Genomic DNA, 13,650 nt, shown 5'->3' with positions numbered 1-13,650 from the left:
TTGATGCGGAAAGAGGCGTGAAAAATAGTCGGCCTTTCGGCAGGGAAAAGTCCGTTCTTCCCTTAAGGTATTGGAGTCATTGAACACAGAGCGTTGAAATGAACTTGGCACGCTCCATGCATTATTAAAATCAGCGCCAAAGACGGCCCCTTAAGTTTCACGCCCATCGAAGGGCGTTTCGGCAAAGCCGCCGACGTGATCCCCATGCCCTCCCGCATGCAAGTCACGTCGGCGGCTTTTTTGTTTTCAGACATGGGCCCGGACACCGGGCACTTGCTAGAATGAGGGATCAGCAAGTGATGAAGCGTTTTGGAACACTGACCATCTCCCGGCGAACCGCTGTTGCGGCGCTGATTGTCGGCGGCGTTGCCGCCTATGCCGGATCTGCCCGGGCAGACATGCTGGATGTCGAAAAGGACGAGCTGAAATTCGGTTTCATCAAGCTCACCGACATGGCGCCGCTCGCCGTTGCCTATGAGAAGGGCTACTTCGAGGATGAAGGCCTGTTTGTCACGCTGGAGCCGCAGGCAAACTGGAAGGTTCTGCTGGACCGCGTGATCACCGGTGAACTGGATGGCGCCCACATGCTGGCCGGTCAGCCTCTGGCCGCGACCATCGGCTTCGGTACCAAGGCTCACATTGTCACGCCCTTCTCCATGGACCTGAACGGCAACGGCATCACCGTTTCCAATGAAGTCTGGGAAATGATGAAGGCTCACCTGGAAACGGGTGCGGATGGCAAGCCGGTTCACCCGATCAAGGCGTCTGCCCTGAAGCCGGTCATCGACAAGTTCAAGGCGGATGGCAAGCCGTTCAACATGGGCATGGTGTTCCCGGTCTCCACCCATAACTACGAGCTGCGATACTGGCTGGCCTCGGGCGACATCAACCCGGGTCTTTATTCCAAGACCGACATTTCCGGCCAGATCCAGGCCGACGCGCTTCTGTCCGTCACGCCGCCGCCGCAGATGCCTTCGACCCTCGAAGCTGGCACGATCAATGGCTATTGCGTCGGGGAGCCGTGGAACCAGCAGGCTGTCTTCAAGGGCATCGGCGTTCCGGTCGTCACCGACTACGAGATCTGGAAGAACAACCCGGAAAAAGTGTTCGGCATGACCAAGGAGTTCACCGAGCAATATCCGAACACGACCCTTGCCGTGACCAAGGCGCTGATCCGCGCCGCCAAGTGGCTGGACGAGAACAACAACGCCAACCGCATGGAAGCGGTCGAGATCCTGTCCCGCCCGGAATATGTCGGCGCGGACAAGGAAGTCATCGCCAACTCCATGACCGGCACCTTCGAATATGAGAAGGGCGACAAGCGCGAAGTTCCAGACTTCAACGTCTTCTACCGCTACTTCGCGACCTATCCCTACTACTCCGATGCGGTCTGGTATCTGACCCAAATGCGCCGCTGGGGCCAGATACCGGAATTCAAGCCGGACAGCTGGTACGACGAGGTCGCCAAGTCCGTTTATCAGCCAGAGATCTATCTCAAGGCTGCCCGGATGCTTGTCGAGGAAGGCAAGGTCGATGAGGCCGACTTCCCCTGGACCAGCGACGGCTATCGCGCTCCCACCCCTGCCGCTGATGTGATCGACGGCATCGCCTACGACGGCAAGCAGCCCAACGCCTACATCGACAGCCTGCCGATCGGCCTGAAGGGCAAGCAGACCGTGGATGGCAATCAGGTGGTCGGCGGCTGACGACAGCCAAGGCCCCATCGCGGGTCGGGGGCCGGCAAACATGCCGCCCCCGCTTCACTCACAAAAAAGAGTTTCCGTTTCCAGAGGAAGGATCTTTCGATGGCCAATGCCGAAATGTCTGCCGGTGCAGAAAGCGCCCGCGCGGCGCGCCAGGAGCGCCTCTTCACGTGGATTACCAAGGCCTCAGGCTGGTTTGATGCCCTTGGGTTCTCGTGGCTGGTGCCGATCCTGCGCATTGCTGCCGGCGACAGCCCCAAGGAGCAGTTTCAGGAACTGAAGAAGGTCCTGATCATTCCGCTGATCGGCATTGCCGCTTTTCTGGTGATGTGGTCGGTTCTGGCCCCGAAGGTGCAGACCTCCCTTGGCGCGGTTCCCGGTCCGGTTCAGGTCTGGGCTCAGGCGGTGAACCTGTGGGACGATCACGTCCGTGAGCGTGAAAAATCCGATGAGTTCTACCTGCGCCAGGAAGAGCGCAACGCCAAGTTCGAGGCAGCAGGCAAGACCGACAAGATCAAGTGGCGGACCTATACGGGCAAGCCGACCTATGTCGACCAGATCGGCACCTCCCTCATCACCGTCGGCCTTGGTTTTCTGATCGCAACGCTGATTGCGGTTCCGCTCGGCATTGCTTCCGGTCTGTCGCGCAGCTTCAGCGGCGCGATCAATCCGCTGATCCAGATCTTCAAGCCGGTATCGCCGCTCGCCTGGCTGCCGATCGTGACGATGATCGTCTCTGCTCTTTATGTCGATCCGGCGGAATGGCTGCCGAAGTCCCTTCTGGTCTCTGCTGTCACGGTCACGCTCTGCTCCCTGTGGCCGACCCTGATCAACACGGCGCTGGGCGTTGCCTCCGTCGACAAGGACCTGATGAATGTCGGCCGGGTCCTGCAACTGCCCACATGGAAGACCATCACCAAACTGGTGTTGCCGTCCTCCCTGCCGCTGATCTTCACCGGGCTGCGGCTCTCGCTGGGCGTGGGCTGGATGGTGCTGATTGCCGCGGAAATGCTGGCGCAGAACCCGGGCCTTGGAAAGTTCGTCTGGGATGAATTCCAGAACGGCTCTTCCCAGTCCCTCGCCAAGATCATGGTTGCAGTCATCACCATCGGGATCATCGGCTTTGCCCTTGATCGCCTGATGTTCGCCCTGCAGCGCGCCTTCACCTTTTCAGCCAACCGGTAGGGGGAGACGATGAGCTATCTCGAAATCTTCAACGTCTCCAAGTCCTACGGCGAAGGCCAGAAGCGCACCGATGTGCTGGGCGGCGTCAATCTGAAGGTGGAACAGGGCGAATTCATTGCCATCGTCGGGTTTTCCGGCACCGGCAAGACCACGCTCATGTCCATGCTGGCCGGTTTGATTGAGCCGGATACAGGCGGAATCGTCTTCAAAGGCAAGGAAATCGATGGTCCGAGCCCGGACCGGGGCATCGTGTTCCAGTCCTATTCGCTGATGCCCTGGCTGACGGTGGCTGGCAACGTCTCCCTGGCCGTCGACAGTGTCTTCAAGAAGAAGACGGCAGCAGAGCGCAAGGCGATCGCGGAGAAATACATCTCCATGGTTGGCCTTGCCCATGCAAAGGACCGGCGTCCCTCGGAACTGTCCGGCGGCATGCGCCAGCGGGTGGCCGTTGCGCGGGCGCTGGCCATGCAGCCTGATCTCCTGCTGCTCGATGAGCCGCTGTCTGCACTCGACGCGCTGACCCGCGCCAAGCTGCAGGACGAGTTCGCGGCCATCTGCGAGCAGGAAAAGAAGACCATTATCCTCATCACCAATGATGTGGACGAGGCTATTCTCCTGGCAGACCGCATCATTCCCCTGTGCCCGGGCAATCCGGCAATGCTTGGCAAGGAATTCAAGGTCGGTTTCGCCCGCCCCCGGGACCGGGGCGAGCTCAATCATGATGATGATTTCATCCGCCTGCGGGCCGAAGTGACCGAATATCTCATGGAAGCGGGCGCGGCCCGTGGCCGGGAAGCCGAGCGGGACATTGTTCTGCCGAACATCGTTCCGATCACCCAGCGCCCGGCAAAGCAGATGACGGCGGACAAGCTGCCTGCTGCCTATGAACGGGCTGCCCAGTCTTCATCTGCCGACCGCTATCTGGAATTCAGCCAGCTCAAGAAGATCTACCCGACGCCGAAAGGCCCTCTGACGGTGGTCGATGGCTTCGATCTGAAGATGAAGAAGGGTGAATTCATCACCCTGATCGGCCATTCGGGCTGCGGCAAGTCCACGGTCCTGTCCATGGTTGCCGGGCTCAACAAGATCTCGGAAGGCGCGATCGTTCTGGATGGCACCCATGTCCTCCAGGCAGGTCCTGACCGGGCGGTGGTGTTTCAGGCGCCCTCGCTGATGCCCTGGCTGACGGCTTACGAGAATGTCGAACTGGGGGTGGAGAAGGTCTATCCCGATGCGTCAAAGGCCGAAAAGCGGGACGTCATCGAATATTACCTGAACAAGGTTGGTCTCGGGGATTCCATCCACCGGGCCGCTGCCGACATGTCCAACGGCATGAAGCAGCGGGTGGGCATTGCCCGCGCCTTCGCCCTGTCGCCGAAGCTGCTGCTGCTTGATGAACCCTTCGGCATGCTGGACAGCCTGACCCGCTGGGAACTTCAGGACGTCCTCATGGATGTCTGGACCCGCACCCAGGTCACGGCGGTCTGCGTCACCCATGACGTGGACGAGGCCATCCTGCTCGCCGACCGGGTGGTGATGATGTCCAACGGGCCGAAGGCCCGGATCGGCAACATCATGGACGTGGATCTTCCGCGCCCGCGTTCCCGCAAGGCGCTGCTCGCCCACCCGGACTACTACGCCTATCGCGAAGAGCTTCTGGACTTTCTGGAAGCCTATGAAGGCGGCGCCAATCCGGACGCCGATCAGCTTCAATCCATCCAGAACAAACGTGCCGCACGGCTCGCCCGGCAGAACGCCGGCATTCAGGCCGCCGAATAGATTGGCCCTGAAAAGGGGAGAGGATCATGACAAGACAGAAACTCGTTGTTGTCGGCAATGGCATGGCGCCCGGGCGCATGCTGGAGCATCTTTTCACGCTCGCGCCGGATACCTATGACGTCACCATTTTCAACGCCGAACCGCGCGTGAACTACAACCGGCTGATGCTGTCGCCAGTGCTGTCCGGTGAAAAGACCTATGAGGACATCATCACCCATGATGATGCCTGGTATGCGGACAACGGCATTATCCTGCACAAGTCGGCCAAAGTGTCCGGCATTGACCGGGGAGCGAAGACCGTCACCTCTGAAAACGGTATCACCGCCTCCTATGACAAGCTGGTGATTGCCACCGGCTCCAGTCCTTTCATCATTCCCCTGCCGGGCAAGGATCTGGACGGTGTTCTCACCTACCGCGATCTGGACGACGTGGAAAAGATGCTGGTCGCCGCCAAGTCCGGCGGCCGGGCCATCGTGATCGGCGGCGGTCTTCTGGGGCTGGAAGCGGCGGCCGGTCTCAAGATGCAGGGCATGGAAGTCACCGTCTTGCATCTGATGCCGACCCTGATGGAGCGGCAGCTTGATCCGGCAGCAGGATATCTGCTCGAGGCGGAGTTTGTCCGCCGGGGCATCGAAGTCCGCACCAAGGCGAACAGCCATGAGATCCTCGGCACCGAGGATGGCAAGGTGCGCGGTATTAAACTGGATGACGGAACAATCATCGAAGCGTCCATCGTCGTGATGGCGGTCGGTATCCGCCCGTCCACCGATCTTGCCAAGGCAACCGGCCTGGATGTGAACCGGGGCATCATCGTTGCCGACGATATGCGCACGTCCGATCCGGATATCTTCTCGCTGGGCGAATGTGTCGAGCACCGCAGCATGTGCTACGGCCTGGTGGCGCCACTTTATGAGATGGCGGAAGTCATCGCGTCGAACCTGACCGGAGGCTCCTCCACCTACACAGGGTCCGTGACTGCGACCAAGCTGAAGGTCACGGGCGTCGATCTTTATTCCGCGGGAGACTTCGCCGAGGGCGAGGGCCGTGAGGAGATTGTGCTGCGGGACGGTGCCGCCGGGATCTACAAGCGCCTTGTCCTGAAGGACAACCGGATCATCGGCGCGGTGCTCTATGGCGAAACCTCCGATGGGCCCTGGTTCTTCGACATGCTGAAGAAGGGCACGGATGTGTCCGTCATGCGTGACACCCTGATTTTCGGCCAGGCCTATCAGGGGGGCGACCCGCTGGACCCTACGGCGGCCGTTGCAGCCTTGCCGGATGATGCGGAAATCTGCGGCTGCAACGGCGTATGCAAGGGAAAGATCGTCACGGCGATCAAGGACAAGGGCCTGACCACACTGGATGATGTGCGCGCCCATACCAAGGCGTCCGCGTCTTGCGGCACTTGCACCGGCCTTGTCGAGAAACTGATGACGGCAACGCTCGGCGATGCCTTCAATCCGCAGGCGGTCAAGCCGGTCTGCGGCTGTACTCATCACAGCCATGACGAAGTCCGCCGCCTGATCAAGGTCAAGGGACTAAAGACCATTCCGGCGGTCATGCAGGAACTGGAATGGACCACGTCCCAGGGCTGCGCCAAGTGCCGTCCTGCCCTGAACTACTATCTGGTCTGCGACTGGCCCGATGAGTATGCGGATGACTATCAGTCCCGTTTCATCAACGAGCGTGTCCACGCCAACATCCAGAAGGATGGCACCTACTCTGTGGTTCCGCGCATGTGGGGCGGTATGACCTCCTCCAAGGAACTGCGGGCCATCGCGGATGTGGTCGACAAGTACAATATTCCGGCGGTGAAATGCACCGGCGGTCAGCGCATCGACATGCTGGGCATCAAGAAGGAAGACCTTCCCGGTGTCTGGGAGGATCTCGGCAAGGCCGGGTTTGTCTCCGGCCAGGCCTATGCCAAGGGCCTGCGCACGGTGAAGACCTGTGTCGGCTCCGACTGGTGCCGTTTCGGCACGCAGGATTCCACCGGTCTCGGCATCAAGCTGGAGAAATTCATGTGGGGGTCCTGGACCCCGGCCAAGCTGAAGCTGGCGGTCTCCGGCTGTCCGCGCAACTGCGCCGAAGCCACCTGCAAGGACATCGGCATCATCTGCGTCGACAGCGGCTTCGAGATCCATTTCGCCGGTGCTGCCGGTCTCGATATCAAGGGCACGGAAGTCCTGGGTCTGGTGAAGACCGAGGAAGAGGCGTTGGAGTATGTGGTGGCGCTTGCCCAGATGTACCGCGAACAGGGCCATTATCTGGAGCGGATCTACAAGTGGGCCAAGCGCATCGGCCTTGACGAGATCCGGCAACAGATCATGGACGATGCGGAAAAGCGTCAGGGCTATTTTGATCGTTTTGTCTTCTCCCAGAAGTTTGCCCAGGTCGATCCCTGGTCGGAGCGCGTTTCCGGCAAGGACAAGCACGAGTTCAAGCCCATGGCGGCGTTTTCCCTGGAGGCAGCAGAATGAATGTCATGTCCCAGACCTGGGTCGCCATCGGCGATCTGACCGAGATCCCCGTTTTGGGCGCGCGCTGCGTGAAGAACGGCGACATGACCATCGCTGTGTTTCGCACGGCGGATGATCAGGTGCTCGCGATCGAAGACAAGTGCCCGCACAAGAACGGGCCGCTCAGCCAGGGCATCGTTCACGACAACTGCGTGACCTGCCCGCTGCACAACTGGGTGATCAGTCTTGAGACGGGGCGGGCTCAGGGAGCGGACGAGGGATCCGTTCGGGTGTTCCCGGCCAAGCAGGAAGACGGAAAAGTCTATCTCGCACTGACCGTCTAGGGAGGAAGGCCGGGTCTGCCGCCAAGAAGCAGGCCCGGCCTCCGATTTGATCGATAGAAGCCGAAGAAACAGCTGGAGGTACGGGACCGATGAATGCAGAGGCGACCACTGTGCGGACCACCTGCCCCTATTGTGGCGTTGGCTGCGGTGTTCTGGCCACCCGCCAGCCATATGGCTCAGTCACCGTGAAAGGCGATCCGGAGCATCCGGCCAATTTCGGCCGTCTGTGCTCCAAGGGCTCGGCGCTCGCCGAAACCCTGTCTCTGGATGATCGGCTGCTCTATCCGGAAATCAATGGCACCCGTGCTTCCTGGGACGACGCGCTGGATCTTGTTGCCGCCCGGTTCTCCGCTGCGATTGCAGAGCACGGCCCGGACAGCGTGGCTTTCTATGTTTCCGGCCAGATCTTGACCGAGGACTATTATGTCGCCAACAAGCTGATGAAGGGCTTCATCGGTTCGGCCAACATCGATACCAATTCCCGCCTTTGCATGGCGTCTTCGGTGGCCGGCCACCGCCGGGCCTTCGGGTCGGACACGGTTCCAGGCACCTATGAGGATCTGGAACAGGCCGACCTTGTGGTTCTGACCGGATCCAACCTGGCCTGGTGCCACCCGGTTCTTTTCCAGCGGCTGGAAGCCGCCAAGGCGGCCAACCCCGCTCTTCGGATCGTCACAATCGACCCGCGCCGCACGGCGACCTGCGCTCTGGCGGACCTGCATCTTGGTCTTGCGCCGGATACGGATGTGGCGCTGTTCAACGGACTTCTCTCTTATGTGTCCGAGAACGGCTATCTCGATGAGGCTTATATCTCCCGGCACACGAGCGGGTTTGGAGAGGCGCTGGGCGCTGCGGGCGCTTGCGATATTTCCCGCATCGCCGACGAGACCGGCCTTTCGCGTCAGGACATCGCCCGTTTCTATGATCTGGCGGCCCGCACGGAGAAAATGGTCACCGTCTATAGCCAGGGCGTCAATCAGTCCGTCGTGGGAACAGACAAGGTCAATGCGATCCTGAATGTCCACCTGGCAACTGGCCGGATCGGCCGGGCCGGAATGGGGCCTTTCTCGGTGACGGGTCAGCCCAACGCCATGGGTGGACGCGAGGTTGGTGGTCTCGCCAACATGCTCGCGGCCCATATGGCACTGGAAAATCCGGATCACCGGTCCCTGGTTCAGTCCTTCTGGCAAAGTCCGGTCATCGCTGAGCGTGCGGGTCTGAAGGCGGTCGAGATGTTCCGCGCCGTACGTGAAGGCAAGATCAAGGCGCTCTGGATCATGGCCACCAACCCGGTCGACAGCCTGCCCGATGCCGATGGCGTCGCGGAAGCGCTGAAACTCTGCCCCTTCGTCGTTGTCTCAGATGTGACCTGCGCCGCTGACACACTGGAATTTGCTCATGTTGCGCTTCCCGGGGCCGCCTGGGGCGAGAAGGACGGGACGGTCACGAACTCCGAACGCCGGATTTCCCGTCAGCGCCGCTTTCTTGATCTGCCGGGCGAGGCTCGTCCGGACTGGTGGGCGCTCAGCGAAGTGGCGCGCCGCATGGGGCACCGCGAGGCCTTTGCCTATGACGGGCCTGCCGGAATTTTCCGGGAGCATGCTGAGTTGTCGGCTGCTGGCAACAATGGCACACGCGATTTCGACATTGGCGCCATGGCGGATATCGATGAGGAAGCGTTCGAGGAACTGGCGCCGTTTCAATGGCCCGCCCGCTCTGGTGAGGCGCTGGGCGAGAGCCGGTTCTTTGCGCGCGGCGGCTTTTACACGTCTGACCGCAAGGCGCGGTTTGTCGCTGTTACTCCGATTGCACCGCGCAAGCGCGAACGGAAATATCCGCTTGTTCTCAACACCGGACGTATCCGCGACCAATGGCACACCATGACCCGGACGGGAAAGACCGCCCGGCTGACATCGCACATTGCCGAGCCCTTCGCGGAAATTCATCCGGAGGATGCTTTGGCCCTTGGCATTAGCGATGCTTCGCTGGTCGAGGTGAGGAGCCCCTATGGCGCCGTCACCGTAAGGGCGCAGATTTCCGGGCGCGGCCGCAAGGGGACGGTGTTCGTGCCCATGCATTGGACGGATCAGTTCGCCTCCAGGGGGCGCGTGGATGCGGTGGTCGCACCCGCAACGGATCCCCATTCCGGCCAGCCCGGCTCGAAGTTTACGCCTGTCTCGCTCAAGGCCTTTCCGGCCCACTGGTATGGCTTTGCGGTTCTGGATCAGAAGCCGCACCTGCGCGGCATCGACTATTGGGCCATTGCACCCGTTTCCGGTGGTCACCGTCTGGAGTTTGCAGGCGTCGAGGCTGCTGACTTTATGGATCTGGCGGTCCGCCTCGCAGGCGGGACATTGGCCGGAGCGGAGATCACATCGTTTCAGGACGAAGCCTCGGGCACCTGCCGGATGGCCTTCTGGCAGGATGGCACCCTGCGCACAGCCTTTTTCTTTGCCCGTGAACCGGTCGAAGTTTCCCGTGCCTGGGCCTGTGGCCTGCTCGGCCTTGAGGCGGAAACCCCGGCAAGCCGCTTGCGGGTGCTCGCCGGCCGCCCTGCGGCAGACATGCCGGACAATGGCGCCCTTGTCTGTGCCTGCTACCAGATTGGTGCAAACCAGATCCTGACGGCGGCGCGGGGTGGTGCCTGCACGACCACTGCCATTGGCGAGGTCCTGAAGGCTGGAACCAATTGCGGGTCCTGCCGCTCGGAAATCCGCAGCCTGATCGAAACGGTCTTGAATGAGGAGAAGAGAGATGACGGTATCGCGAAAGCCGGTTGAAGTGCCGCGTCCGACGGCAGCATCCCGTGAGACAAGCCGTATGGGGCCTCTCGCCTGTCTGCCGGTCTTCTTCAATCTGGAGGGACGCAAGGCTGTCGTTGCCGGCGGGTCTGCGGCTGCTGCCTGGAAGGCAGAGCTTCTGGCGGCCAGCGGCGCGGTGGTTCATGTCCATGCGGCCGAGCTTTCGCCGGAAATGGAAAATCTGCTGCAGACGGGCAGCGTCAAGGGCAGCTTTGTTCATCATGCGGCAACCTGGTCGCCCGCTTGCCTTTCTTCTGCGGCTTTGGCGATTGCAGATGCGGAAGATGACAGCGAGGCAGAGGCCTTTGCAGAGTCAGCCCGCTCTGCGGGTGTGCCCTATAATGTCATCGACAATCCCGGCCACTGTGCTTTTCAGTTCGGCTCCATCGTCAATCGCTCACCGGTCGTGATCGGCATTTCGACAAATGGTGTAGCCCCGATCCTCGGTCAGGCCATCCGGCGGAGGATCGAGACCCTTCTGCCGCGCACCTTGTCGGATTGGGCGGCTCTTGCAGGCAGGGTCCGCGCAGATGTCATGGCGCGGCTGGCACCGGGCCGTCCCCGGCGCCAGTTCTGGGAAGGCTTTACCGAAAAGGCCTTTGGCGACGAAAGCGCTCCTCGCGCAGAAGATGACATGCCAGCGCTGGTGGACGAGCTTTGTGCGCGGAACTCAACCAGCCACGCAGAAACGAAGGGCAAGGTCACCCTTGTGGGGGCGGGACCGGGGGCAGCCGATCATCTGACGATCAAGGCCGTTCGTGCCTTGCAGGGCGCCGATGTGATCCTTTTTGACGATCTCGTTTCCTCCGATGTGCTGGAGCTTGCCCGCAGGGAGGCGCGGCGCATGATGGTGGGCAAGCGCGGAGGGCGCGAGAGCTGCCGTCAGGAGGACATCAACGAACTGATGCTGACCCTTGCGCGCCAGGGCAAGTCCGTTGTCCGGCTCAAGTCCGGCGATCCGATGATCTTCGGCCGGGCAGGTGAAGAGATCGACATGCTGGAGCGGGAGGGCATTGAGGTCTCCGTCGTGCCGGGCATCACGGCAGCCACCGCCATGGCCTCCGGGCTGAAAGTGTCATTGACCCACCGGGACCATGCCCAGTCCGTCCGCTTCGTCACCGGTCATTCGCGCAAGGGCGAGCTGCCGGACACTGTCGACTGGCAGGCTCTGACCGATCCGGCGGCAACAACGGTCTTTTATATGGGCGGGCGCATGTCTGGCCGTATCCGGGACCGGCTCTTGAGCGAGGGCTGCAATCCCGCGCTGCCGGTCTGCGCCATGGCGAATATCTCGCGGCCGGAGGAAGTCCGCTGGGCCGGACAGCTCTCGGATCTGGAGCAGGGTGTAGGAACCCTTTCAACGGATGGACCGGTGCTGATTGCTCTTGGCGAGGTCTTTCACCGTCTGTCGGAAAAGACCAATGCCCTGCCTTCCGGCGGTTTTGCGGAGTTGAGACGGGCGTCAGGGAACCAAGCGATTTTTTGACCGCCTGTCTAAAAAATCACCTTGACCATCGAGGCGGCAGTTCCGTACGTTTTCTTGACCAAATGGTCAGGCTGACGGTCCGGAACACGAGAAAGCATGAATGCTCCGGACGGATCGGTGGTCTGACGTCAGCAGGGCCTGCGCGAGACAAAGCACCATGCAGGCAGACCGGCCTTAAAGCTGGTCCCGGGGAGAGGAAGCATGTCCCGGACCTTCGCCATTTGGGTCTGATTCCAGAGGCCTGCCTCGTGGCGGCCCGAATAAGGAGAAGGGGAATGGCATTCAATGCATTGAGAGCGCTGGCTCTGTCGTCTGCCCTGGTGGCTGGCTTTTCCGCTGGAGCCGCCCAGGCCGCTGACGCACTGACCCTGCAGCTCAAGTGGGTGACCCAGGGCCAGTTCGCTGGCTATTATGTCGCCAAGGACAAGGGCTTCTATGATGAAGAAGGCCTGGACGTCACGATCAAGCCGGGCGGTCCGGACATTGCTCCGCCGCAGGTGATTGCAGGTGGCGGCGCGGATGTGATCGTCGACTGGATGCCGTCTGCCCTTGCCTCGCGCGAAAAGGGTGTGCCGCTCGTCAACATCGCCCAGCCCTTCAAGAAGTCCGGCATGATGCTGACCTGCATGAAGGCAACCGGCATTACCTCGCCGGAAAACTTCAAGGGCAAGACCCTGGGCGTCTGGTTCTTCGGAAACGAATACCCGTTTCTGTCCTGGATGAGCCACCTGAACATGCCGACAGAAGGCGGTCCGGATGGCGTGACCGTGCTGAAGCAGGGCTTCAACGTGGATCCCTTGCTGCAGAAACAGGCCGATTGCATCTCGACGATGACCTACAATGAATATTGGCAGGTGATCGATGCGGGCATTCCGGCCGAGGATCTGGTGGTCTTCAAATATGAAGACCAGGGTGTCGCGACACTGGAAGACGGTCTCTACGTTCTTGAGGACAGCCTCAAGGATCCGGCCATGGTCGAAAAATACGCCAAGTTTGTTCGCGCCTCCATGAAGGGCTGGGCCTATACGGCAGAACATCCGGAAGAAGCCGCCGAGATCGTTCTCGAGAATGATGCCACCGGCGCGCAGACGGAAAAGCACCAGGTTCGCATGGTGAAGGAAATCGCCAAGCTGGTGGATGGTTCCGATGGCAAGCTCGATATGGCTGCCTATGACCGGACGGTGAAGTCGCTTCTGTCGGGTGGGTCCGATCCGGTGATCACCAAGGAGCCTGAAGGGGCAACAACCACAGTGGTGACGGACAAGATGTAAGCCTTGCGAGGGCTGAAAGGGAAAGGCCGGACGAAAAGTCCGGCCTTTTTCATTTTTTTCGGCCCGGAAAAGCGCTTCCCGCAAATCAGTGCGGCTATTTTTTCGAGAAAAAGAACGCCCCAAGCCCTGATGCAAGTGAGGCGGCTGAACGAATTCTCCTAATTCCTACTTGGTGTTAACGTTTTGTGGATTGTTTTGGTTTGTTTGATTTTCGTAGGGGTGTTGTGGGTTTTTGGTGTGTGTGTGGGGTGTTTGTCCACAGGGGGTGAGTTGGATGATTTTTCAAAGTTCGAAAAAGTTTGTTTTTGGAGTTGACGGTTCGGGGGGCGGGGCCTATAACCCGGTTCATCGACGGCGGCAACGTCGCTGGCGACAGGGCCTTGCGCTCTAAATTACTGAAATTGAGCGTTGACAACGGTCTTCGGATGGTTGATAAGGCGGCTCTGTTTCGGGCCTCTCCGGAGGTTCTGGTCTTCTGATTTTCGCTTAGGCGCAGATGGAAAACCAATCTAGCCCAACGGGTTAGAGTTCTTTGACAATTTGGATTTGAAGGAAGAGAAGCGTGGACGGCGTTGTTCTTGCGAGGCTCTGGTTGAGAGACTGGAGTTAGAGTAAGAGTTAC

8 protein-coding genes are annotated in these 13,650 nt (G+C 60.5%); all 8 read left to right on the top strand.

Going from position 1 to position 13,650, the window contains the following annotated elements; translation table 11 throughout:
- The first annotated feature begins 299 nt into the window (after positions 1–299).
- The 8 genes from BUA94_RS22835 (at position 300) to BUA94_RS22800 (ending at position 13,028) form a co-directional block, all read left to right on the top strand.
- Positions 300–1,706 (top strand): CmpA/NrtA family ABC transporter substrate-binding protein, encoded by a 1,407-nt coding sequence (locus BUA94_RS22835; protein ID WP_073015771.1) that lies wholly within the window; start codon positions 300–302, stop codon positions 1,704–1,706.
- A gap of 99 nt (positions 1,707–1,805) precedes the next feature.
- A complete protein-coding gene (locus BUA94_RS22830) occupies positions 1,806–2,888 on the top strand; it encodes an ABC transporter permease (protein ID WP_073015769.1) in 1,083 nt (360 codons plus the stop codon).
- A gap of 9 nt (positions 2,889–2,897) precedes the next feature.
- Positions 2,898–4,667, top strand: coding sequence for an ABC transporter ATP-binding protein (locus tag BUA94_RS22825; RefSeq protein WP_073015767.1), 1,770 nt, complete (start codon positions 2,898–2,900; stop codon positions 4,665–4,667).
- Positions 4,668–4,693: 26 nt separating this feature from the next.
- The gene (nirB, locus tag BUA94_RS22820; protein ID WP_073015765.1) at positions 4,694–7,147 is read left to right on the top strand and encodes a nitrite reductase large subunit NirB; all 2,454 of its coding nucleotides are present in this window, start codon (positions 4,694–4,696) and stop codon (positions 7,145–7,147) included.
- Between the two features lie 5 nt (positions 7,148–7,152).
- Entirely contained in the window at positions 7,153–7,470 is a 318-nt protein-coding gene (nirD, locus tag BUA94_RS22815) for a nitrite reductase small subunit NirD (protein WP_175558115.1), read from the top strand.
- An 89-nt stretch (positions 7,471–7,559) separates the two neighbouring features.
- The gene (locus BUA94_RS22810) at positions 7,560–10,250 is read left to right on the top strand and encodes a nitrate reductase (RefSeq protein ID WP_073015761.1); all 2,691 of its coding nucleotides are present in this window, start codon (positions 7,560–7,562) and stop codon (positions 10,248–10,250) included.
- The gene (gene cysG / locus BUA94_RS22805) at positions 10,225–11,757 is read left to right on the top strand and encodes a siroheme synthase CysG (RefSeq protein ID WP_073015759.1); all 1,533 of its coding nucleotides are present in this window, start codon (positions 10,225–10,227) and stop codon (positions 11,755–11,757) included. The genes BUA94_RS22810 and cysG overlap by 26 nt, the downstream gene beginning before the upstream one ends.
- 275 nt (positions 11,758–12,032) lie before the next feature.
- Entirely contained in the window at positions 12,033–13,028 is a 996-nt protein-coding gene (locus BUA94_RS22800) for an ABC transporter substrate-binding protein (protein WP_073015757.1), read from the top strand.
- The last annotated feature ends 622 nt before the right edge of the window (positions 13,029–13,650 follow it).

Source organism: Roseibium suaedae, assembly GCF_900142725.1.
Lineage (GTDB): Bacteria > Pseudomonadota > Alphaproteobacteria > Rhizobiales > Stappiaceae > Roseibium > Roseibium suaedae.
The sequence above is the reverse complement of the archived record's forward strand: the minus strand, read 5'-3'. Positions and strand labels throughout refer to the sequence as shown.